Raw genomic sequence first — 22,337 nt, 5'->3', positions numbered from 1 at the left:
ACTGCTGTGCCTATCGCGACCCCGGAGGTCTACGCCGAGATGCTCGGCCGGGCCAAGGCGCACTCGTTCGCGTTCCCGGCTATCAACTGCACGTCGTCGGAGACGATCAACGCCGCCATCAAGGGCTTCGCCGACGCGGGCAGTGACGGCATCATCCAGTTCTCCACCGGTGGTGCCGAGTTCGGCTCCGGTCTGGGCGTGAAGGACATGGTCACCGGCGCGGTGGCACTGGCCGAGTTCGCGCACATAGTCGCCGCGAAGTACGACGTGACGATCGCGCTGCACACCGACCACTGCCCCAAGGACAAGCTGGACACCTATGTGCGTCCGCTGATCGCGATCTCGCAGGACCGCGTGAACGCCGGTCTGAACCCGCTGTTCCAGTCGCACATGTGGGACGGCTCGGCCATCCCGATCGACGAGAACCTCGAGATCGCCCAGGAGCTGCTGAAGGCCTGTAAGTCGGCCAACATCATCCTCGAGGTCGAGATCGGTGTGGTCGGCGGCGAGGAAGACGGCGTCGAGGCCGAGATCAACGACAAGCTCTACACCTCGCCCGAGGACTTCGAGAAGACCATCGCCGCGCTCGGCGCGGGCGAGAACGGGCAGTACCTGCTGGCCGCCACCTTCGGCAACGTGCACGGTGTGTACAAGCCGGGCAACGTGGTGCTCAAGCCCGAGGTGCTGGCCGAGGGTCAGCGCGTCGCGGCCGAGAAGCTGGGCCTCGAGTCCGGTGCGCAGCCGTTCGACTTCGTGTTCCACGGTGGTTCGGGCTCGCTGAAGTCCGAGATCGAGGACTCGCTGCGCTACGGCGTGGTGAAGATGAACGTCGACACCGACACCCAGTACGCCTTCACCCGCCCGGTCGCCGGTCACATGCTCGCCAACTACGACGGTGTGCTGAAGATCGACGGCGAGGTCGGCAACAAGAAGGTCTACGATCCGCGCAGCTACCTGAAGAAGGCCGAGACCTCGATGGCCGCGCGCGTGACCGAGGCCTGCAACGACCTGAAGTCGGCCGGACGCTCCGTGAGCAGTTTCTGATTTTCGTACCAACCAACGGGGCCCGAGCTCATGAGTCTTGATGTCCGTGTGCTCGGGCCCGTCCGACTGCTCGTCGGCGGCGAGCCGGTAGCGGTCGGCGGGCCCAAGCCGCGCGCCCTCCTTGCCGCGCTCACCGTCAATCGGCGGCGCGCGGTGTCTTCTGCTGTGCTCGCCGAGATGGTCTGGAACGAGGACCCGCCGGATTCCTACGCGGCCAGCCTGCAGGTGTTCGTGTCGAACATCCGTAAAGCGCTGCGCAACGCCGGGATCGATTCCGCGCAGGTGCTGCGGACCGAGGGTGCGGGTTATCGGCTCGAAATCCCCGATACCGCATGCGATCTCGGACGTTTCGAGAGTGCGCGCGAAGCGGGCTCGCGGTGTCTGGACGTCGGTGACCACCCAGGTGCCGCCAACCTTTTCGGTGCGGCGCTGCGGGAATGGACCGGGCGGGCACTGGCCGACCTGGCCGGATTGCAATTCGCCGACGGGTTCGCCACCGCGATGAACGAGGAGCGGCTACTGGCCGTCTCCGCGCGCGTCGATGCGGAAATCGCCTGTGGCCGGGCGTCGTCGGTGATCGGCGAGTTGGTGTCGATGACCAACGAGCATCCGCTGCGCGAGCCGCTGTGGGGGCAGTTGATCACCGCGCTGTATCTGTCCGGGCGGCAGGCGGACGCGCTGGAGGCGTGCCGGCGGGTGCGCAACGTGCTGGCCGAGGAGCTGGGAATCGACCCGGGGGCCGCGCTGATCGAGCTGGAGCGGCAGGTGCTGCGCCAGGAGCCGTTGAATGTGCTGGCGTCCAGGCGATCTGACCAGGTGGCCGCGGCGATGACCGAGACCGTCACCGAGGTGCCGCAGTCGATTCGCAACGGCAATCTGCGGTTCGCCGATGGGCGGACGCTGCCGATTCCCCACGGGGGGATCAGGATCGGCCGGATGACGGATAACGAACTCGTTCTCGATGATCCGAAAGCGAGCCGGTATCACGCGCACATCATGCCCAGCCGTGCCGGGCTGCTGATCAAGGATCTGCACTCGGCCAACGGGGTTTATGTCAACGAGGTGCCGATCGACAACGGGGCACTGCTGGCCGACGGGGACGTAATCCGTATCGGCGGAACGGTTCTGGTGTTCATCGCGGTGAAGTAGGGGTGGGTCCGCTCGGCCTGGGTCGACGGTCGGGTGCGGCGCAGCTCGATTGATTGCCACTCGGGATCAGGGGCTGGTCACCGCGCTCTGTCGGTTGGCTCGGTAGCGGCCAGGAGTACTGCCGATGATGTTCGTGAAGGCGGTGATGAAGCCGCTGGGGTTGGCCCATCCGCAGGCGTAGGCGGTTCGAGTGATGTCGTATCCATCGGCGAGAAGCACGAGGGCGTGGTAGATGCGTAGCTGGGTGCGCCACTCGTAGAAGGTCATGCCGAACTCGTTGTGTAACAGCCGGCTGAGGGTGCGGGCGCTGGCACCGATCGCCCTGCCGAGCTCGGCCATCGAGCTGTTGTCCGCCGGGTTGTCGGACAGTTTTCGCGCGAGGGCCCGCAGGCGGTCGTCCCGTGGTTCCGGCAGGTAGAGGGGCTGCTCCTGCGTCTCTCTGAGTTCGTCGACGAGGACCCGAAGGAGACGGGTGCGCGCCGAAGGGCTATAGCCCGGCGCGGCGTCGCCGTATATGTGCGGCCCGGTCAGGGCGAGCAGGAGCTCACGCGCGAGGTCGGTGGCCGAGAACACCGCAGGCCGGTCCGGTATGCGCCTGGCCAGGGACGCCGAGACGAAGACGATCCGCATGTCCGTGTTGCCGTGGGCGCTGTGCCGGTGGGAGATTCCAGCGGGTGTCCACGCAATCCGGTCGGCGGGAACGATGGAGATGCCGTGGTCGGTGTGGACGGTCAAAACGCCGGTGGCAGCGTAGACCAGGTGCCCGCGTGCGTGCGACTGCACGGAGCTGGAGCCGCCCGACAGCCACAGGTGCCGTCCGCCGGACGGCCACACAAGCGAGGTCACGCCCGTGGGATCGGTCGGTTGGCGAGGAATGGGCATCAGGAGGCAGTTTATCGGTGGCGCGCCGGCCTGCGGAAGTGGTGATCTGGTCTGGTCCTTCGTGAGTGATCCAAAAAGGGAGATCTGCCATGGCAACGTTCATCCTCGTCCCCGGCGCGTGGCACGGATCCTGGACGTTCGAGGCGGTGACTCCGCTGCTGGAGGCCGCCGGGCACACCGTCCACGCCCTGACCCTGACGGGACTGCGGCCCGACGAGGATGGCGTGACTGTGGCGCGCGCCAACCTCGACACACACGCCGATGACGTCGTGCGCCTGCTGGAGACCGCGCAGATCACCGACGCGACGCTCGTCGGACACAGCTATGGCGGGATGGTGATCTCAGCCGCGGCCGACCGCGCCGCGGGCCGCATCTCTCGTCTGGTTCATCTCGACGCCTACGTTCCGCGCGACGGCGAATCGTGTTGGTCCTTGACCACCGAGGCCTACCGGCAGTCGTTCGTCGAAGGCGCGGCAGACACGGGTTACGCCGTGCGCCCACCGTTTCGGGCCCCGCACGGCGGCGAACCTCGCCGCCGCCCCCACCCACTGGCCTCCCTTGTCCAGAGCATCCGGCTCACCGGCGCCGTCGACCGCGTCCCCCGGCGCGACTTCATCTATTGCTCCGGGTGGGAAGACGACACTCCCTTCGCCGGACTCCGCGCCCGGCTCCGAGCCGCGCCCGGCTGGCACGTCCACGACATCCCATCCGGCCACAACGCGATGCGCGAGGCCCCAGGTGCCGTCGCCGATCTACTGCTGAGGTGAAGAGTGGGCGTGCCGCACCGCAACAGCCCGCCGACCGCAGAAGGTCCGAGCGGCCGGTGGGGCTGCGTGCGCCCAGGAGTCGTGGGGGCGGGCCGGGTGATGGGTTACGTCAGGCGGATTTCGGCTGCCGCTCGGCCGAAGAGCTTGCGGCCCTCCGAGATTCCGCTCAGCAGGACGGTTGCCGCGCGGCGATCGCTGTCGATCGACTTGATCTTTCCGGAGAATTCGATGACGCCTGCCTCGGCGGGGGGAACCGGAACGAATCCCGAGAAGCGGACGCTCAGTTTCTCGATGGCGGTCGGGTCGCCCAGCCAGTCGGTCAGGTACTGCGCGGCCAGGCCCATGGTGAGCAGGCCGTGCGCGACCACGGTGGGGAGCCCGGCCAGTTCGGCGGCGCGGTCGCTGAAGTGGATCGGGTTGGGGTCGCCGGAGACGCCCGCGTAATTGGCCAGGTCGCCGCGAGTCAGGCGGGCGGTGGCGGGGGGAAGTTCGGTTCCCTTTGTCAGAGAGTCGAATTCGGGGGTGGTGTTGACCGCGACGGTTTCGCGCGCGGGGAGCGCGGGGGCAGGGCCGGTGTGGCGGATCAGGAGATCGCCCGCGCCGACGCCGCCGATGGTGTCGGGGCGCGGGTGCATGCTGATGTTCTCGACGGCCTCGACGATATTGGGGTCGACCTCGATGCCGCGGCGGGCCACGATCGTGGTGGTGCCCTGCACGGCGACCTGGTCGTGCTGGTTGCGCAGCTTGAAGCCGACGTTGATGAAGTCGTTGTCGCCGAACTGGCGGATCGACTCGATCTCGATCTCGGTGCTGATCCGGTCGCCCGCCAGCATCGGGTGGAACAGCTCGAAGACCTGGTCGGTCTGCAGCACCTGCGACAGGTCGTACTCGGTGAGCACGCTGTCGAGCAGGGCGCGGGTGGCGGTCATGCCGATCACCGACGCGAAGGTCGGCGGGGCGATCACCCCGTCGTAGCCGAGCTTGCGCGCGTCGACTTCCTGCTGATGGGCGGGGTGCAGATTCTGCACCGCGCGAGCGAATTCCCGGATCTTCTCGCGGCCGACTTCGTAGTGATCGCGGAACGCGAAGCGCTGACCGACCAGCGTCGCATCCGGGACCACAGCATCGATGTCCGGCTGCTCCACTGTCTGTTCCCTGCTCATGATCCGGAAAACTTTACTTGTTCACCCATCTGGATCACCAGTTATGTGTGACCCGTCATAGCAGGCAGAACTGCCCACTACGACGGGTCTACGCACGATCAGGGAGTGCCCGCGGGATCACACACCTTCCAGCTACCGTCGGTGCGCTGCAGGTCGAACGTCCGCGCGGTCCGTTTCGACGGATCCGCCGTGGTGTACACGGTGGCCTGGGCCAGGGCGGTGTCACCGGTGATCCGGACCGCGTCCACGCTGTCGACGACCGGAATGGAACCGCGCTCGGTCGAGACGTCGTGCACGCCCTTGAACTGCTCGGGACTGATGCCCTGATAGAACGTGTGCAGATCGCCACACGTGCTCGCCCGCAGGTCCTCCAGGTCACCGCTGCGCAGCGCGTCGGTGTAGTCCCCGATCACCGCTTTCACCTGTCCCTCGGGCGAATCGTCCGCACCGCCCATCAGTGCCACGACCGTCGCGATCAAGGCGACGACCAGCACCGCGGCGCCACCGGCAGCCAGCAGCCACTTCTTGGACCGCTCGGCGCCGGGCGCACCGGCCTCCTCGCCCTGCTCGAACCCGATCCGCTGCGGCGGCGCCACCTGCCGCTGACCCTCGGCCAACTGCTGGGCGGGTCGAGTCGGCTGGATATCCGCGGGCGAAGGCGCCGATCCACCTGTCCGCTGCGGCGCACCCGGGCCGCGAGGCGGCGACGGCTGAGTCTCCTCGACTCCCTGCTGGTCGGAATCGGCCGGGGCGGTGCCACCGGGGGACTGGTTGCCCGCAGCCGCGAGTCCTGACAGACCGGCCGCAGCGGGCCCGAACTGCTGGGGACCGGCGGGTCCTCGCTCGCCGGCAGCCGCCGGGCCTTGCTGACCGGCGGGCCCGTGCTGGCTTCGGCCCTGTTGTCCTGGACCGACAGGCCCGGGTCCGCCGGGCCGCGAGCCGGCAGGCCCTTGCTGGCCGCGTGCTGGTCCCTGCCCGTATTGGCCGGGACCCGACGGTCCCTGCTGTCCCGGACCCGCGGGGTGCTGTCCGGGGCCGGTAGGACCGCCGAGCCCGGGCTGTCCGGCCTGTCGGGGACCGGCGGGACCGCGGGGAGTATTCGGCGGCGGCGTCATCGCGGGCCGCCCACCGGCGGGTGGCACCACCCGGTCGGTTCCACCCGGCCCGGCGGTCTTCGCCCGCTGCACCGGCATCGCGGTGGTCGGCGCATCCGCCGCACTCACCGTCCGCATCGCCACGGTCCGATCCTCGGCCCCGGAGCCCGCGTCCTCGGGCCCACTGGTCTGGAACTTCTCGGTCGCGTCGACATCAACCGGCTTGTCGCCCCGCGAGTCACCCTGTCCCGCAACAGCACCGGACTGCACGGCCCCGGACTTTGCTGCCCCGGACCCTGTGGCTACGGACCCGGCGGCTGCGGACCCTGCCGCCGCGGACTGTGCGGCTGTGGATCCTGCGGCCGTGGATCCTGCTGTCGTGGACCCTGTGGCTGCGGACCCGGCGGCTGCGGACCCTGTCGCCGCGGACCGTGCGCCTGCTGCCTCGGCGTCCGCCGCTTGCTCGGCAGGTGAGGGTGCGGTGCTCGCGGGCCGTGAAGCTGTGGACCCGGTGGTCGTGACAGAGTCGGCTTCGGTGTTCGTCTTCGCCGCGGCGGTCGGGTCGTACTTCTGCTCTGCGGTGGCGGACGCATTCGAATCAGCTTCGGCTGCGGTCCCTTCCGCGGAGCTGTCGCCGTCCTGCGCCCGTGTGTCGGAGCTGTCCTCGGCGTTCGACGTCGAGCCTCGCGCATCCGACGTCTCGTCGGATCCGCCGCTCGCCGCCGCGGCACCTGCGGCGACGGCGCCTGCCGCCGCTGCTCCCGCCACCGCGCCACGTGCGGTGGCGTCGTTCGGTGTGGGTTCGTCGCCGTACTCCGCATCCGACGCCGCCGCGAGATCGGCCCTGTTCATCGCGGCAGTCGGCACATCGGCCTGAGCCGATTTCGCCTGGGAGCCACCCATTTTCACTGTGCGGTCATCTGCCGAACCCCCGCGCCCCACCGACGGGTTCCGCCCGGGAATCGGCATCGCGGTCGTCGGCGCGTCCGGTCCGGCGATGTCGGAACCCTGCTCGTCCCGAGCCGCTGGGCCCGAAACCTTCGCTCGGTCGTCCCGGCTCCCGCCGGGCAACCCCTTCGACAATCCGGCCAACGGCGAGCCGCCGTCAGCTGAATCCTGTTCCGCCCCTTGGTCCGCTGATCGGCCATTCGATCCCGAGGGCGCGTTCCCCTGCCGCCCGGCGGAAGGCGAGCCACCACCGGGTCCGCCGACTCGCGCCTCGCCACCCGATCCGGCGGGCTGCGATCCACCGCTCACATTGCTCGGTGCGCCCGCCTGCCGAGCGCCGGGCGCACCGGCGTTTCCACCCTCGACGCGAGGTCCACCGGCCCGCTGCGAATCTGGACCACCGCCCGGTCCGTACCCCGGATTCGGTCCACCACCTTGAGGGCTGGGCCCGCGCCCCGCTTGCGGCGATCCCGGGCCACCCGGCCCACGGCCCGCGGGCGGTCCACCCGCTTGCGCTGAACTGGGCCCGCCGCTCGGTCCGCGTCCCGCCTGCGGTCCACCCGCTTGCGGCGAACCCGGGCCGCTCGGCCCGCGTCCCGCTGGTTGTCCACCTGGCTGCTGCGAACCGGGACGACCGCTCGGCCCGAAACCCGCCTGGGGTCCACTCGGCCCGCGTCCCACGTGTGGTCCGCCGCCCTGCGGCGAACCGGGCCCGCCGGCCGGGCCCGCGGCACGCGGCCCGTTCTGGCCCGAATACGGTTGTGCACCGGGCGTATTGCCCGGGCGGCCTGAAGGTTGTTGAGTACCAGCAACATTGCCCGGCTGTCCCGTTCCCGGCCGCGCCCCATCGGGCGTGAACCCCGGGCGGCCCCACGACTGCTGTGCACCCGGTCCCGAAGACTGTTGCCCGCCAGGCACAGTGCCTTGTCGCGCGGAACCCTGTCCGGCGCCGGGCGCAGTGCTGTCCGGCCGCCCACCAGCGGCGTTACCCTGCGGCGCGCGAGGTCCTTCTTGTACAGATCCACTCTGCGCCCGCGATCCACCGGAAGCCACGGGCCCACCCGGGCGCTGAGGAGCACCGGGTGCATCGGGACCACTCGGGCGCTGAGCACCACCAGGTGTATCGGGACCACCCGGGCGCTGAGCACCTCCGGGTTGATCGCCCTGCCCCGCGGCGGGCTGCGTCCCACCGGAACGTGCGTCCTGCACGCGCGCACCGTCATCGGGTCGACCCGGCAGATCTCCTCGCCGGATCACCACTGTCTCATCAGGACCCACCGGCGGTCTCGTCGCCCGGTCCGGCTCGGTGACCGACTCCGGTGCGCCGGGAGGGGACGCGGACGAATCGTCACGCTGGCCGGGCGCGCCGGGACCGGCGGACTCTGCTGCCGGGTTGTTCTCGTCGGTCGGGTCGGACACCTCTGTACCCCTCGCTCAGGCTCGAACGTTGCACTCTGCGCTCAGCCTAATAGGCACAGCGGCGAAGCGGTCCCAAGTCTCGCGCGCACGGCGGCGGCGAAGAGACAGGCAGGCTCCCGAGGTGCGACCGCCGAGTGGTCGCGAGCCTGCGCGCGCGATCGGAGCGAAGGGCGACAGCCGACGTCGCAGGGCGGGGTTCCGGGCGTGCCGCGCACAGCCCGAGCGAAGGTGAAGGCATGCGTGACGGGCGCTGCGCGGGCGAGACCGCCGGTCGCTGAGCGGCGGGCCGGTCGGCGACTGCCACAGCCTCGGTGCACAATGAACCCATGACCTCCTTCGGTGACCTGCTCGGACCGCAGCCGGTCCTCCTTCCCGAACTGATCGACGCCGAGGACGCCATTGCCGCGGGCACCGACCCGGTCGATGTCGCCGCGCAGTTCCCGGCCGCGTCGATCGCGTGGGCCCAGCTGGCGGAAGCCGCTCTGCAGCGCGCCGGCGGCGAGGTGAACCACGACACCGTCGCGGCATACGCCTTCGCCCGCACCGGCTACCACCGCGGCCTCGACCTGCTGCGGCGCAACGGCTGGAAGGGTTTCGGCCCCGTCCCGTGGAGTCACGAACCCAACCAGGGCTTCCTGCGCAGCGTCGGCGCGCTGGCGAGCGCCGCGAAGACGATCGGCGAGACCGAGGAGTACGCGCGCTGCCTCGACCTGCTCGAAGACTGCGACCCGCGCGCGGCGAACGAACTCGGCCTGGACTGAGCCAGTGGCCGGGTCCGAGTCGTAGGTGAGCGAACACAAGCCTTTCGTCGCCGTCGCCACTCCGGTTGTCGCGGCCGCCAAGGTCAGCACCGTCGGCCGGTACCGGGCGTCGATCGAGCGCCTGCGGCTCTCGGCGATTCCGATCATCCAGTGCGCGCTCGGCGCCGGGCTGGCGTGGTTCATCGCCCACAACCTCGTCGGCCACATCGAACCGTTCTTCGCCCCGACCGCCGCGGTGGTCTCCATCGGTATCTCGTTCGGTGCGCGAGTGCGCCGGTCGGTGGAACTGGTGGTGGGTGTCGCGGTCGGCATCGGCATCGGCGACCTGTTCATCGCGCAGGTCGGGACCGGCGTCTGGCAGGTGGCCCTGGTGGTCGGCGGCGCCATGTCGGTGTCGGTCTTTCTCGGCAGCGGCGCGCTCATGACCATGCAGGCGGCGGGTTCGGCCGTGCTGGTCTCGACCTTGAATCAGGCGCCCGGCGCGGGTCCGAACCGCATGATCGACGCCTTGATCGGCGGACTCGTCGGTGTGGTGATGGTCGCGCTGATCCCCCTGCACCCGGTGCGCCGCGCCCGCGAACACGCTGCCGGCGTGCTGTCGGTGATGAGCAAATCGATGATCACCTGCGCCGAGGGCCTGCTCGAACAGAACTCGACGAAGGTCTCCGACTCGCTGTCGGCGGTGCGCGACACCCAGCCCCAGATCGACGCCCTGCGCGACGCGCTCGCGGGCGGCCGTGAGATCAGCCGCATCTCACCGCTGTACTGGAACTCCCGAAAGCGTTTGGAACGCATCCACAACGCGGCCGATCCGCTCGACAACGCCGTTCGCAATACCCGCGTGCTGCTGCGCCGTTCGCTCACTCTGGTCCGTGACGACGAGGTCCTCGATCCGCGCCTGATCGACCTGGTCGACCAGCTGGGCCACGCCACCGACGTGGTCCGCAAGATGATGCTGGCCGATCCGGGCGAGCAACCCGATCAGGCCGAAGCTCTCACCTCGTTGCGCGGCGTCGCCAAGGCTGCCCGCCCCGAACTCGTTGTCGGGGCGGGATTGTCGGCGCATGTCGTGTTCGCGCAGCTGCGCTCGATCGTGGTGGATCTGATGGTGGTGTGCGGAATGCAGCGCATCTCGGCGATCGCTCTGCTTCCGCCCACTGTGCCCAATCCGTATGTGACGCCCGAGGAGTGACTTCAGTTGCCGACGGGGGAAACGCGCGGGCGCCCCGATCGCAGCGAGAAACGCTTGCGATCGAAATCCCACGCCCGGTAGATCGGCCACTGCGAGGTGTGCATGATCCAGGCGCCGGTGATCACCGCGCGGTGGAACGGCACGATGGCGTAGCCCTGATTGGCGATGGTCTGCAGGCCGCGCAACTGGTACTGCCACCACACGTCCGGCGGGGTCTTGCGACGGCGCGCGGAGATCTCGGCCCGCAGCGCAGGCAGCTGGTCGATGCGCAGCTTCGCCTTCGACAGGCACAGCGCCAGGTCGAGGTCTTCGTGCAGGTCGCGACGGGTGGTGGTGGCGGCACGCACCTGGTCCCACGCCGAGCGCCGGATCGCCATATTGGCGCCGTGCACATTGCCGACGGGCTGGGTCTTGATCATCCCGAGCCGTTCCTGGCCGCCGATCGCGGCCGCGAGGAAGATGCCGATCGGGGAGTCGTGATAGGTGCTGATGCCGGTCACCGCCATGGTGTCCGAGTAGGAGTCGAGGTGGGCGCGCACGGTGGCGCCCCACTCGGGGGAGACGAGGGTGTCGGCGTCGATGCGGCCGAGGTAGTCGCCGCGAGCCTTGTCGAAGCCGGTGTTGCGAGCGAACGCGACGCCGGGCTGCGGCTCACAGATCAGCTCGATCTTGGGATGTCGGGCGGCGAGTTCGGCGACGATCTCGCGGGTGTTGTCGGTGCTGCCGTTGTCGACGACGACGATCTCATCGATCGTGTCCTGGTCGACGAGGCGCTCGAGGCATGCGGTGATGCCCGCTGCTTCGTCGAGCGCCGGGATGACGACGGACAGGACAGCGGACGATCCGGTGGAGCTCATACGCAATTTCCGTTCCAGGGTCGATGCTGACCCGAGGCTAACGCCAGAATCGGGTCAATTGGCCACCATAGGCGGCCCACACCTCAGGTACCCCGGACAGTTCGAACAATGCGTAAACACCGTTGAAAAACACCTGACTCAGCGGGGTGAAAAAGATGACAGCGAACAGGATCAACATGCCGTAGGGCTTGAACTGATCGAGCGAGCGCCGGGTCTGGTAACTCAGCGACGGCTCGATGATGCCGTAGCCGTCCAGCCCCGGCACCGGCAGAATGTTCAGCAGAAACGCCGTGATCTGCAGAAACGCCAGAAAGCTGAGCCCGCACCAGAACGCGGGATGTTCGGCGACCGAGCCGAAAGCCCGGATCACGATCAGCAGCACCACCGCGCACAGCGCGTTCGACGCGGGTCCGACCGCGCTCACCAGGCGCTGCACACTCGTCTTGAACCGTGTCGTGTCCACATACACCGCACCGCCGGGCAACCCGATGCCACCGAGCGCGATGAACACCAGCGGCAGACCGATCGACAGCACCGGGTGGCTGTACTTCAGCGGATTCAGCGTGAGATACCCACGCACCTCCACCTCGTGATCGCCTGCCCGCCACGCCACGTACGCGTGGGAGAACTCGTGCAGGCACAAGCTGATGATCCAGCCGAACACCACGAGCACGAAGACGCCGACCTTGGCGCGCACCGAATCGATGTCGGCGTCCCAGGCGAGCGCACCGCCGCCCACGGTGATCAGGACGATCAGCAGGAAAACCGGGCTCGGCCGGACCGCGCTGTGCCCGGACCGCCGATCCGAGGGGAAGGAATAGGTCATCGCACCAATAGCCAGGGTTGTTCGAATCGATAGAAGGTCGAGCGGGGGACGGGACGTTCGGCGGTGATCCCGTCGCGGGTGACGACCGCCCCCGGCGTCCCGAGCTGGGCGGCGCGGCCGGACACCCAGGTGCGCTTGCGCAGGCCCTTGCGCACTCGCGCGCGGACGCCGGGCATGGTCATCGTGGGCGAGATCAGCATCGTGGTGACCTTGCCGGTGAACAGCAGCGTGTCGTCGACATAGGCTTCGCCCTCGAGCTTCGCGCCGTCGACACCGGTGATGCTCGCGCGGCCGACCAGCACGGTGCCGGTGTCGTCGCGGATCAGCGGGGTCTCGATCGCCCGGCCCTCCACCGCGCGCTTCGCGGCGCCGTTGCCGGTTCCGGTCTGATAGACCCGCGAGGCGTAGGTGGTGTCGACCGGGACGAAACCGACTTCGACGTGCAATCGCTCGGTGCGCATCAGATGGGTGAGCACGGCCGCGAGCGAGGCATCGGCGCCGAGCACGATCAGGCGCGGCAGGCTGTCGGCAGCCAGCACCGGAAGCAACTCGTCGATCACCGCGACATCGGGGACACGCCCGGTCTGGGTGTTGGGTAACGAGGAGAGCGCGATCGGGACCGGCATTTCACCGCATCGGAGAACGTGGGTACTCAAACTGCGGTACACCCTCCTCGGTCACGCAAAATCACTGCCGACTGGTAACCGTAACCGATCAGGGCAGGTGCGGTAGGGCGGGGTCGAACCGCTCCGGCGGGGCAGGTCGACGGGACCTGATCAGGCGTCGGCTAGACTGTGTCTCCGGCCACCGCCTCAGTACGGCAGGTAGCTGCAGTGCCGCGTGTGCTGCCGTCGATCTGTAGGAGACTCCGAAATGCCGGCAATCGTCCTCATCGGTGCCCAATGGGGCGACGAGGGTAAGGGCAAAGCTACAGACCTGCTCGGTGAGCGGTTGCAGTGGGTGGTCCGATACCAGGGCGGCAACAATGCCGGCCACACGGTGGTTCTTCCCAATGGCGACAAGTTCGCGCTGCACCTGATTCCGTCCGGCATCCTCACCCCCGGTGTGAAGAACGTCATCGGTAACGGTGTCGTCGTCGACCCGGGCGTGCTGCTCGACGAACTGGCCGGTCTGGAAGAGCGCGGAGTCGACACCTCCGGCCTGCTGCTCTCCGCTGACGCGCACCTGATCATGCCGTATCACGTGGCCATCGATAAGGTCACCGAACGCTTCCTCGGCAACCGCAAGATCGGCACCACCGGTCGCGGTATCGGTCCCTGCTACCAGGACAAGGTCGCCCGCGTCGGCGTCCGCGTGGCAGACGTGCTCGACGAGAAGATCCTCACCCAGAAGGTCGAAGCCGCCCTGGAGTTCAAGAACCAGGTGCTGGTCAAGATCTACAACCGCCGCGCGCTCGACCCGCAGCAGGTGGTGGACGAGGTGCTCGAGCAGGCTGAATCGTTCAAGCACCGCATCTCCGACACCCGGCTCGAGCTGAACCTGGCGCTCGAGCGCGGCGACACCGTGCTGCTCGAAGGCTCGCAGGGCACGCTGCTCGACGTCGACCACGGCACCTACCCGTTCGTCACCTCGTCGAACCCGACCGCGGGTGGCGCGGCGGTGGGTTCGGGTATCGGACCGAACAAGATCGACACGGTGCTCGGCATTCTCAAGTGCTACACCACCCGCGTCGGCTCCGGGCCGTTCCCGACCGAGCTGTTCGACAACTTCGGTGAGTTCCTGGCCAAGAACGGCGGCGAGGTCGGTGTCACCACCGGTCGTGCGCGGCGTTGTGGCTGGTTCGACGCGGTGATCAGCCGGTACGCCACGCGCGTCAACGGGGTCACCGATTACTTCCTCACCAAGCTGGACGTGCTGTCCGGGCTGGATACGGTGCCGATCTGCGTGGCGTACGAGATCGACGGCAAGCGGGTCGAGCAGATGCCGACTACGCAGACCGAGTTCCACCACGCCAAGCCGATCTACGAGGAGCTGCCGGGTTGGTGGGAGGACATCTCCCACGCCCGCACCTTCGAGGAGCTGCCCGCCAACGCCCAGGCGTACGTGCTGCGGCTGGAAGAGCTGTCGGGTGCGCGGATCTCGTGCATCGGTGTGGGTCCGGGTCGCGACCAGACGATCGTTCGGCACGACGTGCTCGGGTGATGTGAGCCTGGGAAACCAGTCGGAGGTCCGGTGCCGGTTACGGCACCGGACCTTTGTTTTGGGTGGGGTTCCGAGTATCGGTACTGGTCAGGGCGGTGTGCGCGAATTATGTGGACTCGCTATCGATTTGTGGCATCCAGCTGGCTAACGCTATCGTCGCGGGGCGGCACGCGGGGACGTGCCGTTCTCCTCGAGTGTTAGCGGGTGTCGGCGTGATCCGTCGGTCTGTGAATGTGAACTCTTCGACGGTGCGGCGGGTCGCTCGGCCGGTGATCGGGGTGGTGCCCATGGCATTGGCCCTCGCCTGTGCGGGTGTCGCTATCGCGGTGCCGCAGCCGGGTGTGAATGTGGCTCCGGTGCAGCCGGGTGTCACCACCGAGTCGCCTGCCGACGAAGGCGGTCGCTCGGATCTGGCGAAGTTCGACGGTCCGGATTCGCTCGGGCATCTCACGCCTGAGCGTCCGGAGTCGCGCCCGGTGCCCGAGTACACCACCCCGGCCCCGCCGATCGTCATCGAGGAGCTCCACCTTCCGGAGCCGGTCGAGCCGGTGGCCCCGATCGCCCCGCCCGAGCGGACACTGCGCATCGGCGACTTCACCAGCCCGGTCCCGGACGAGGTTCCGAACGACGTCCTCGATGGTGTGAACGGCACCGCCGCCGACGCCGAAGCCGCGATCGCCACCCAGGGCCGCTCGGTCGGCATCAACCCGAGCCGCTCGGACAAGATCGCCGCGGCGACCGTCGGTGGCGCGCTGGCCGGAGCCGCGATCGCGGGTGTTCCGGCTGCCGCGGTCGGCGCGGTCGGCGGCGGCCTCATCGGCGCCGGCATCGGTGCCGGGGTCGGCTTCGCGGTGGGCGCCGCGGGCACCGCGGGTGCGGCCGCGATTCTCGGTGCCGCGGCCGCGGTCCCGACCGCGGGCGCGAGCGCCTTGGCGGCGATTCCCGCGGGCTTTGCCCTGGCGTGGCCGATCGCAGCCGCCAGCACCGGTGCGGGCGCTGCCATCGGCGCCGCGGCGGGTGCGGCTACCGGCGCCGCAGTGCTCGGCGTCCCCGCAGCCGCGGCGGGTGCCGTCGCAGGCGGCGTGCTCGGCAGCGGTTACGGCGCGACTCTCTGATCGGTTGTCGGCCGGGCTCACCCATCGCCCGGTCCGGTCGGAACTCCGGCCGGACCGGGCGCTCGGCGTAATAGGTCCCCAACCGCACGGCCGTAGTCCTGCGATCCCGGTGGGATCGGCCCCCGGCGACCACTTCGGCGTCGGAATACTCGCCGGGGTAGCGTCGAGAAGGGTTTCGGACGGAGGTGGATGATGGCTCTGCGACGTGGGTCAGCCGCGGCGGCTCTGCTCGCGCTGGCGGTCCTGCCCGCTTGCGCCGCCCCGGACGACCCGGCTCCCTCGCCCAGCGTCTCCCCGGTGAGTTCAGCGCCGCCGCCCGCGCAGACTCTCGCCCCCTCGCAGCAGCGCAACGAACGCATTCGCGGGATGCTCTATACCGTCGGTTGCACGAGTAACAGCTGCGTCCAGGTCTATTTCGCGTGTCTGGACGGCTACCTCACCGGTGAGCCGTGCCAGTTCTTCCGCGATCACCCACCACCGCCCTGATTACTGTGTGCGGGTGAGGAATTCGCCGACGGCGGGGGCGAGGATCGAGATCTTGGGGTTGTGGCTCACGCCGGGGAGTTCGGCGAATCGCGCGTTCGGGAGCACCTGGGCGGCGGCCTTCGAGCCCTTGATGAGCAGCGGTGCGGTGCGGTCGCCCGCCAGTACGAGCACCGGCACCTCTACTCCTCGCCAGTCGGCGGGGTCCAGCTTCTTGCCCTGCATGTACGGCTTCATCACGGCCCAGTCGTGCGCGGTCGAGTTCGACGTTGCCGTCAGCGTCTTCCAGAAGGGTGTCACCCGCATCGCCGCCACCATGAGCAACGGCATCCCCATCGCCTTGGTCATGTAGTACCGCACGGTCTTCCCGCGATCGCCCGCCGCGATCATCGGGTGCAGCTTGGCTGCCAGATCCTTCGGTGGCACATGGCCTTTCGCGTCGACCACGAACGGTGGCTCGAACGCCACCACCTCGCTGACGCCGGGCACGGACCGCGCTGCCAGCAGCGCCAGCGCGGCGCCGGAGGACCAGCCGAACAGCGCCGCTTTCCCGCCCGCGGCCTCGACCAGCGCCGCGATATCGGCGATCTCGTTGGCCGCGTCGTACACGCCGGGGGAGTCGGTGCTGTCACCGCGCCCACGCCGGTCGTAGTTGAGCACCGTGAGCCCGTAGTCGTCGGCCAGCGCCTGCGCGAGTTCGACCATCGTGGGGAACGCGCGGTAGCTGAAGGCGCCACCGATCAGGATGACGGTCCCGGCGGTCCCCTCACCGATCCGGTCGTAGGCGATCGTGGTGCCGTCGGCCGACGTCACAGTCTGCATGGGGGAATTCCTCTCGATAACGGGCCGCCGCGCTCGACGGTACGCGATCATCTCGACCGCAGGTCCGCGTGGGTTTCGCGGACCCGGCAGCTGGTACGAGCCGGGCGAGTCCGATCTTGTTCGTTGAGACGGGACGCGTCGCGAGAATTCATCGGTGCGCTGCTGAACGGGTTGCCGATCAGAACAGCATCGGTTCACCGAAGCCCGGCGTCCGTTCGATCTCCAGCAGCCGCGCCTTGGTGCCGATCCCGCCCGGCGCCGAGAATCCGTGCAGCGCGTGATCGGCCGCGAGCACCCGATGGCAGGGAATGATGAGCGGCACCGGGTTGCGCCCCAACGCTTGTCCGACGGCCTGCGCGGAGCCGGGAGCCCCGATCCGGCCGGCGATATCGCCGTAGCTGAGCGTGTGACCCGGGTCGATCTCGCGCGTCACCGCGTATACCGCGCGATGGAATTCCGGTGCACCCCGCAGGTCCACCTCGATCCAGCGCAGTGCGTCGACCGCTCCATCGAGGTGGGCGCGAATTCCCGCTATCGCCTCGACGATCACGGGCCCCGGCGCGCTCTCCGGCACCGGTGACCCGGCGAACGGCCGGGTGATCCGGGCGAGGGTTTCCTCCTCGCTGGCCTCGGGCAGCTGGAACCGGACAACGGCGTCACCGTGCCAGGCGATCGCGCACAGCCCGATAGCGGTGTCGAACAGTGCCGAGACCACCGTCTCGGTCTGCGTCGAGTCACTCATGGTCACAGTGTGCGCCGACCCACCGACAAAGACACACTCACGCGGCGAGCGACCCTCGCTGCGTGTCTGTCGACTGGACTTCAAGGCCAGTTTCGGGCGACTGGACTGCATAGTCGCCCACCTCGTAGGAACGCATCGCATCGAGATCCCGGTAGAGGCGTTGCTCGTCGTAGGTGCCGAATGCCCGGTCATGGGGCAGATATTGGAAGGGCCAGAAGGGTAGTTCGCCCTTCTTGGGCGAAAAGTGGTAGACCGCCAACCCGAAGGCAACGGCAACGGTGAGGGCTAGGAAAGTGGTCATGCCAGTAAGAATCCACCCACTGGCCTTGCTTCAAAATATCCACTTAGGGAATACTGGACTTTATGGCGACAAGAGTGATCGGTGCGGCAGGCTTGGCTCGCGACCTCGGCCGGTGGCGTGATCCCGAAACCGGCGGCGAGGCCGAACGCCGCCCGCACCGGCCCGCCTACCTGGCCCTGGCCGAAGCCATCCGCCTGCTGATCCACGACGGCCGCGCCCCACTCGGCGTGGCCCTGCCCAGCGAGCGCGATCTGGCGGGGACTCTCGGCGTCAGCCGCACCACCATCACCTCCACCTATTCGCTGCTGCGCGAACACGGCTACCTGATCAGCCGCCAGGGTTCTCGCAGCACTGTCGCGCTGCCGCCCGCGATCCAGCACGACGGCGCCAAGCCCAGCCGCGGCATCATGGCCCTGATGGCGCAGCCGGAACTGCCGACCATCGACATGACCTATGCCGCGATGCCCGCGTCCCCCGAACTCCACGACGCGTATTCGACAGCGCTGCAAGGAATCCCGTCCTACCTCGGCACCCACGGGATGGACCCGGTCGGCATCCTCGCGCTGCGCGAAGCACTGGCCCGCCGCTACACCGCGCGCGGTCTGCCGACGGAACCGGACCAGATCCTGGTGACCCTCGGTGCGCAGCACGGACTTCGGCTGCTCCTCAACGTGCTCGCCTCGCCCGGCGCCCGGGTTCTGATCGAGCACCCGTCCTACCCGAACGCCATCGAAGCCATCCGCGACGTCGGCGCCCGCCCCATTCCGATTCCGCTACGGCCCGAATTCCCTGATGCCGGTTGGGATCTCGAAGGTCTGCGCAGTACGGCGCGGCAGACCGCGGCCACCCTGGCCTACCTGGTTCCCGACTTCAACAACCCCACCGGACTGCTGCTCGGCGCCGAGGGCCGCGCCGAACTGGCCGCCATCGCCCGCGACACCAGGATGACCGTCGTCGTCGACGAGTCGATGGGCGAGCTGAACCTGTCGGACGGGACCATGCCCCCGCCGGTGGCCGCGTTCGCGAAGGGCTCGGAGATCGTCACCATCGGTTCGGCGTCGAAGTCGTTCTGGGGTGGCCTGCGGGTCGGCTGGATCCGTACCAGTCAGCCGCTGATCACCAAACTGCTCGGCATCCGCTCCACGGTCGACCTCGGCACCCCGGTGATGGATCAGCTGGCCACCGTCCACCTGCTCGAGAACGCCGAACCCATTCTCGAGCGTCGTCGCGAACAGCTGCGCGCCCAGCGCACCGCCCTGCTCGACGCCGTCGCCGAAGACCTCCCCGGCTGGCACATCACGGTCGGCGCGGGCGGTATGTCGGTGTGGGCCCAGCTGCCGAGCCCGGTTTCCACCGCGCTCGCCGCCACCGCGCCCAATCACGGCGTATTGCTGGCCGCCGGACCACGTTTCGGCGTCCAGGGCGCGTTCGAGCGTTTCGTCCGGCTGCCGTACACCCACCCCGAAGCCGAGCTACGCATCGCCGTCAAATCCATCGCCGCGGCCTACGACGCCCTCACGCCCCGCGCCGCCGATCCGCTCCAGCCACTCACCTGCTACTGAACGCGCACGGGTTGTGCCCGGTGGAAGCCGGTTCGGGGCGCACGGTTTCGTACCCCGCCCCGAACATGAACAGCACCGAGGCCACCAACCCCAGCGCGGTCAGCGGCACCGCGACGGCGCCGCGTTCGGACGGATAGCGGAACAGCAGCACCAGCAGACACAGCAGCGAAACGGCGGCGGCCAGCAGCATCCCGGTCGCCAGCCCGTTCAGCACGCTCACCATCACCGGCACCGGTGCCGCACTGTGGCAATGGTTTTCGGCGATCTGCGCGGTACGGGTGTCGAACAATCCCTCGGCCAGGATGAAGCACAGCACTGCCGCGCCGAAGGTGGTGACCGCGATGAGGGCGGCGAGCACCTTCGGTGGGGTTCTGACGGTTCGGAACCTCGGCCTGTCGTCGATAGTGGAAAACTTTACCGACGACAGGCCGCCAAATCAGTCAGCCCAGACCGTTTCGATCGGTGTCGCGACGTTCGGCGGGGGAGTGGGTGTGCCGCCCGGTGTGCGCGAGAAGCGCGGCGCGGGCGCGTGCTGGACCACACCGTCGATGTCGATCAGGCCGGTACGGGCCACGATGTGCGGGTTCTCGGTGGCCTCGGTGAAGGTCAGCACCGGTGTGGTGCAGGCATCGGTGCCGTCGAAGATCGCGGCCCACTCGTCGCGGGTCTTCGTCAGGAACTTGTCGGTGAACAGCTTGCGCAGCTGTTCCTGACCGTTCGGGTCGATCTGCATCGGCAGACCTTCCGGGTCGATCTCCAGCCCGGCCAGCAGTTCGGCGTAGAACTGCGGCTCGATCGCGCCGACGGCCATGTACTTGCCGTCGGAGGTCTCATAGGTGTCGTAGAAGGCCATGCCGGTATCGAGCAGGTTGGTGCCGCGCTCGTCGGACCACAGGCCGACCCCGCGCATACCCCAGATCATGTGCGAAAGGGCAAGCGCGCCATCGATCATCGCGGCGTCGATCACCTGGCCCTTGCCGGAATTCTGCCGCTCCACCAGCGCGGCGAGCACGCCGAACACCAGGAACATCGAGCCGCCACCGAAGTCGCCGACCATGTTCAGCGGCGGCACCGGCCGCTCGCCCTTGCGCCCGATGGCATTGAGCACACCGGTGAGCGAGATGTAGTTGATGTCGTGTCCCGCGCGATCGGCGAGCGGGCCGTGCTGGCCCCAGCCTGTCATCCGGCCGTACACCAGGCGCGGGTTGCGGGCCAGCGCCTCGTCGGGTCCGAGGCCCATGCGCTCGGTGACGCCGGGGCGGAAGCCCTCGAGCAGCACGTCGGCCTTCTCGACCAGGTCGAGGATCTTGGCGACGTCGGCGGGGTCCTTCAGATTCGCCTCGACGATCGTTCGCCCGCGCCACTGGGGGCGTTCCATGAAGCCGGGCAGCTGGTTCGGGCGCTGCACGCGCACCACGTCGGCCCCGAGGTCGGCCAGCAGCAGCGCGGCGTGCGGACCTGGCCCGATGCCTGCCAACTCGATGACCTTGATGCCCGCAAGGGGCCCCTGCTTGGCGGTGGACTCCGTGCTCACGCGGTGACCTCAGTTCGTCGTCGAACGGTATTGACACTCCGACAATAGCGCTGGGGTGGCGGCTCGGGTAGAGCATGGGCGAGAATTCGCACGAGCGCGACTCGGCGTGGCAACGGGAGGACCCGATAGTGGGCGTGTGGGGTGAGGTCGTTGTCGGCCTTGTCATTCTGGTCGGCATCGTCGGCGTGATCGTACCGATTCTGCCGGGCGTGATCCTCATCTTCGCGGCAATCGCGGTGTGGGCGTTCATGACCGGCGGTACGACGGCCTGGACGGTGCTGGCGATCGCCACCGTCGCGCTGGCGCTCTCCGGCATCGTGAAGTACACCTGGCCGGGCAAGCGGATGCGCGAAGCCGGAGTGTCGAACCGTGCGCTGCTGGCCGGTGCGGTGCTCGGCATCGCCGGCTTCTTCGTGATCCCGATCGTCGGCCTGTTCATCGGCTTCGTGCTCGGTGTGTACCTGGCCGAGCTGTACCGCTTGAAGACCAACGACCTGGCCTGGCCCGCGACCGTGCACGCGCTCAAGGGCGTCGGCTTGTCGATGCTGGTCGAGTTGTTCGGCGCGCTGATCGCGTCCGGTGTGTGGCTCACCGGCGCGATCATCAGCTGACTACTCGATGATCGGCAGCGGACGGGTGTGGTCGTCCGCGCCGGGGAGCTGATTGCGCGGGATCGGGATAGTCGGATTCTCGGTGCGGGGTAGCGGCTCGGATTTCGGGCGACGCACCGCGGGCAGCCGGTAGAACTCGCGGGCATTGTCCTCGAGCACCGCGTGGATATCGGAGCCGACCACCTGCGAGATCAGGTCCACATCGCGCTCCTCGAACGGCCTGCCTGCGCGCGTGCCGGGCAGATCGCTGCCGAACATCAGCGCACCCGGGTTGACGGTGTGGATGCGTCGCAGCGTCTCGGCCACATCCATCTCGACCCGGCCGAACCCGGTCGCCTTCACCCTGGCGCCGCGGTCCACCAGGTCGAGCAGGTACGGCAGACCCTCGTCGGACATGCCGAGATGGTCGATCGAGAGCGCGGGCAGCTTCGAGATCACCGGTTGCAGCGAGGCCAGCATCTGACCGTCGATGTAGAGCTCCACGTGCCAGCCCGCCAGTTCGTGGGCGCGCAACGCCTGCAATGTCATCTCGGTGATGTCGGCGGCGGCGCGCTTGAGGTTGAACCGCAGGGCGCGTACGCCTGCCCGGTTCAGCGCGAGGATCTCGTCGTCGGTGGCGTCGAGATCGAGCCGGGTCACGCCGACCCAGTCGGGACCGAGCGCGGCCAGTGCTGCCTTCAGGTACGTCTGATCAGCGCCTTGGAAAGACGCGCTGACAACAGCACCGCCGCGAACATCGAAGTGCGCCATACGCTTTCGATAGTCATCGATCACGTAGGGCTCGGGGAGATAGCCTTCGTTCTCGATCAGCGGAAACCGCGGATCGATGATGTGGACGTGGGCATCGAACACCAGTACAGAATGCCTTATCTCTGCGGCGCGAGCGCGCTCAACGTCGCGCC

Annotated in this window: 23 protein-coding genes; 11 read left to right on the top strand and 12 right to left on the bottom strand. The window is 68.6% G+C overall.

Annotation, left to right across the window (positions count from 1 at the left end):
• Positions 1 to 6: 6 nt before the first annotated feature.
• Together fbaA and ACWDXS_RS20930 are read left to right on the top strand one after the other, a co-directional pair.
• Positions 7 to 1,044: a class II fructose-bisphosphate aldolase gene (gene fbaA, locus ACWDXS_RS20935; protein WP_378633585.1), complete on the top strand. Its 1,038-nt coding sequence runs from the start codon at positions 7 to 9 to the stop codon at positions 1,042 to 1,044.
• 30 nt (positions 1,045 to 1,074) lie between these two features.
• Positions 1,075 to 2,193, top strand: a complete 1,119-nt coding sequence (locus tag ACWDXS_RS20930; RefSeq protein ID WP_378995878.1) for a BTAD domain-containing putative transcriptional regulator — start codon at positions 1,075 to 1,077, stop codon at positions 2,191 to 2,193.
• 66 nt (positions 2,194 to 2,259) lie between these two features.
• On the opposite strand, the gene ACWDXS_RS20925 is transcribed toward ACWDXS_RS20930, so the two are convergent.
• Positions 2,260 to 3,075: an AraC family transcriptional regulator gene (locus ACWDXS_RS20925; RefSeq protein WP_449967892.1), complete on the bottom strand. Its 816-nt coding sequence runs from the start codon at positions 3,073 to 3,075 to the stop codon at positions 2,260 to 2,262.
• Positions 3,076 to 3,164: 89 nt separating this feature from the next.
• On the opposite strand from ACWDXS_RS20925, the gene ACWDXS_RS20920 reads away from it, so the two are divergent.
• Positions 3,165 to 3,842 (top strand): alpha/beta fold hydrolase, encoded by a 678-nt coding sequence (locus ACWDXS_RS20920; RefSeq protein ID WP_449967889.1) that lies wholly within the window; start codon positions 3,165 to 3,167, stop codon positions 3,840 to 3,842.
• Positions 3,843 to 3,946: 104 nt separating this feature from the next.
• Here the strand turns inward: ACWDXS_RS20920 and ACWDXS_RS20915 are convergent, their stop codons facing one another.
• Complete coding sequence (locus ACWDXS_RS20915; protein ID WP_387445458.1) at positions 3,947 to 5,005, bottom strand: fused (3R)-hydroxyacyl-ACP dehydratase subunits HadA/HadB; 1,059 nt, start codon at positions 5,003 to 5,005, stop codon at positions 3,947 to 3,949.
• 98 nt (positions 5,006 to 5,103) lie between these two features.
• The gene (locus tag ACWDXS_RS20910) at positions 5,104 to 6,369 is read right to left on the bottom strand and encodes an Rv0361 family membrane protein (protein WP_449967886.1); all 1,266 of its coding nucleotides are present in this window, start codon (positions 6,367 to 6,369) and stop codon (positions 5,104 to 5,106) included.
• Positions 6,370 to 6,478: 109 nt separating this feature from the next.
• Between ACWDXS_RS20910 and ACWDXS_RS20905 the strand changes: the two genes are divergently transcribed.
• The 3 genes from ACWDXS_RS20905 (at position 6,479) to ACWDXS_RS20895 (ending at position 10,419) form a co-directional block, all read left to right on the top strand.
• Entirely contained in the window at positions 6,479 to 6,976 is a 498-nt protein-coding gene (locus ACWDXS_RS20905; RefSeq protein ID WP_449967883.1) for a hypothetical protein, read from the top strand.
• Positions 6,977 to 8,792: 1,816 nt separating this feature from the next.
• The gene (locus ACWDXS_RS20900) at positions 8,793 to 9,227 is read left to right on the top strand and encodes a DUF3151 domain-containing protein (RefSeq protein WP_378633595.1); all 435 of its coding nucleotides are present in this window, start codon (positions 8,793 to 8,795) and stop codon (positions 9,225 to 9,227) included.
• Between the two features lie 25 nt (positions 9,228 to 9,252).
• Entirely contained in the window at positions 9,253 to 10,419 is a 1,167-nt protein-coding gene (locus ACWDXS_RS20895) for an FUSC family protein (protein WP_378995891.1), read from the top strand.
• A gap of 2 nt (positions 10,420 to 10,421) precedes the next feature.
• Here the strand turns inward: ACWDXS_RS20895 and ACWDXS_RS20890 are convergent, their stop codons facing one another.
• The 3 genes from ACWDXS_RS20890 to ACWDXS_RS20880 are packed head-to-tail and all read right to left on the bottom strand — an operon-like array spanning position 10,422 to position 12,728.
• Positions 10,422 to 11,276, bottom strand: coding sequence for a glycosyltransferase (locus ACWDXS_RS20890; protein WP_449967880.1), 855 nt, complete (start codon positions 11,274 to 11,276; stop codon positions 10,422 to 10,424).
• A gap of 37 nt (positions 11,277 to 11,313) precedes the next feature.
• Positions 11,314 to 12,102, bottom strand: coding sequence for a site-2 protease family protein (locus ACWDXS_RS20885; protein WP_378655872.1), 789 nt, complete (start codon positions 12,100 to 12,102; stop codon positions 11,314 to 11,316).
• Positions 12,099 to 12,728 carry a hypothetical protein gene (locus tag ACWDXS_RS20880; protein WP_449967876.1) on the bottom strand — a complete coding sequence of 210 codons (630 nt, stop codon included), beginning with the start codon at positions 12,726 to 12,728 and terminating at the stop codon, positions 12,099 to 12,101. Before ACWDXS_RS20880 ends, ACWDXS_RS20885 begins: the two co-directional genes overlap by 4 nt.
• Before the next feature lie 247 nt (positions 12,729 to 12,975).
• On the opposite strand from ACWDXS_RS20880, the gene ACWDXS_RS20875 reads away from it, so the two are divergent.
• From ACWDXS_RS20875 to ACWDXS_RS20865, 3 genes are all read left to right on the top strand, one after another.
• The gene (locus tag ACWDXS_RS20875) at positions 12,976 to 14,265 is read left to right on the top strand and encodes an adenylosuccinate synthase (protein WP_378995895.1); all 1,290 of its coding nucleotides are present in this window, start codon (positions 12,976 to 12,978) and stop codon (positions 14,263 to 14,265) included.
• Positions 14,266 to 14,552: 287 nt separating this feature from the next.
• Positions 14,553 to 15,380: a hypothetical protein gene (locus tag ACWDXS_RS20870; RefSeq protein WP_449967873.1), complete on the top strand. Its 828-nt coding sequence runs from the start codon at positions 14,553 to 14,555 to the stop codon at positions 15,378 to 15,380.
• A 192-nt stretch (positions 15,381 to 15,572) separates the two neighbouring features.
• The gene (locus tag ACWDXS_RS20865) at positions 15,573 to 15,866 is read left to right on the top strand and encodes a hypothetical protein (protein WP_387445469.1); all 294 of its coding nucleotides are present in this window, start codon (positions 15,573 to 15,575) and stop codon (positions 15,864 to 15,866) included.
• Here ACWDXS_RS20865 and ACWDXS_RS20860 read toward each other — a convergent pair whose 3' ends face one another.
• From ACWDXS_RS20860 to ACWDXS_RS20850, 3 genes are all read right to left on the bottom strand, one after another.
• Positions 15,867 to 16,685, bottom strand: coding sequence for an alpha/beta fold hydrolase (locus tag ACWDXS_RS20860; RefSeq protein ID WP_449967870.1), 819 nt, complete (start codon positions 16,683 to 16,685; stop codon positions 15,867 to 15,869). It abuts the gene before it with no gap.
• A 178-nt stretch (positions 16,686 to 16,863) separates the two neighbouring features.
• Entirely contained in the window at positions 16,864 to 17,427 is a 564-nt protein-coding gene (locus tag ACWDXS_RS20855) for a methylated-DNA--[protein]-cysteine S-methyltransferase (protein ID WP_378995904.1), read from the bottom strand.
• A 37-nt stretch (positions 17,428 to 17,464) separates the two neighbouring features.
• Entirely contained in the window at positions 17,465 to 17,728 is a 264-nt protein-coding gene (locus tag ACWDXS_RS20850) for a hypothetical protein (protein WP_449967867.1), read from the bottom strand.
• Positions 17,729 to 17,790: 62 nt separating this feature from the next.
• Between ACWDXS_RS20850 and yczR the strand changes: the two genes are divergently transcribed.
• Positions 17,791 to 19,290 (top strand): MocR-like transcription factor YczR, encoded by a 1,500-nt coding sequence (yczR, locus tag ACWDXS_RS20845; RefSeq protein ID WP_378995908.1) that lies wholly within the window; start codon positions 17,791 to 17,793, stop codon positions 19,288 to 19,290.
• Here the strand turns inward: yczR and ACWDXS_RS20840 are convergent.
• Complete coding sequence (locus ACWDXS_RS20840; RefSeq protein WP_379314018.1) at positions 19,277 to 19,648, bottom strand: hypothetical protein; 372 nt, start codon at positions 19,646 to 19,648, stop codon at positions 19,277 to 19,279. The two genes, yczR and ACWDXS_RS20840, sit on opposite strands and share 14 nt — an antisense overlap.
• 78 nt (positions 19,649 to 19,726) lie before the next feature.
• On the bottom strand, positions 19,727 to 20,824 hold the full coding sequence (locus ACWDXS_RS20835) for a CaiB/BaiF CoA transferase family protein (RefSeq protein WP_378633631.1): 1,098 nt from the start codon (positions 20,822 to 20,824) through the stop codon (positions 19,727 to 19,729).
• 128 nt (positions 20,825 to 20,952) lie between these two features.
• Between ACWDXS_RS20835 and ACWDXS_RS20830 the strand changes: the two genes are divergently transcribed.
• Complete coding sequence (locus ACWDXS_RS20830) at positions 20,953 to 21,435, top strand: DUF456 domain-containing protein (RefSeq protein ID WP_379314021.1); 483 nt, start codon at positions 20,953 to 20,955, stop codon at positions 21,433 to 21,435.
• Here ACWDXS_RS20830 and ACWDXS_RS20825 read toward each other — a convergent pair whose 3' ends face one another.
• Positions 21,436 to 22,287 (bottom strand): amidohydrolase family protein, encoded by an 852-nt coding sequence (locus ACWDXS_RS20825; protein ID WP_378995910.1) that lies wholly within the window; start codon positions 22,285 to 22,287, stop codon positions 21,436 to 21,438.
• Positions 22,288 to 22,337: the final 50 nt, after the last annotated feature.

Source organism: Nocardia sp. NPDC003183, from assembly GCF_053590715.1.
Note: the sequence above shows the minus strand (reverse complement) of the source record. Positions and strands in the feature narration are given on the sequence as shown.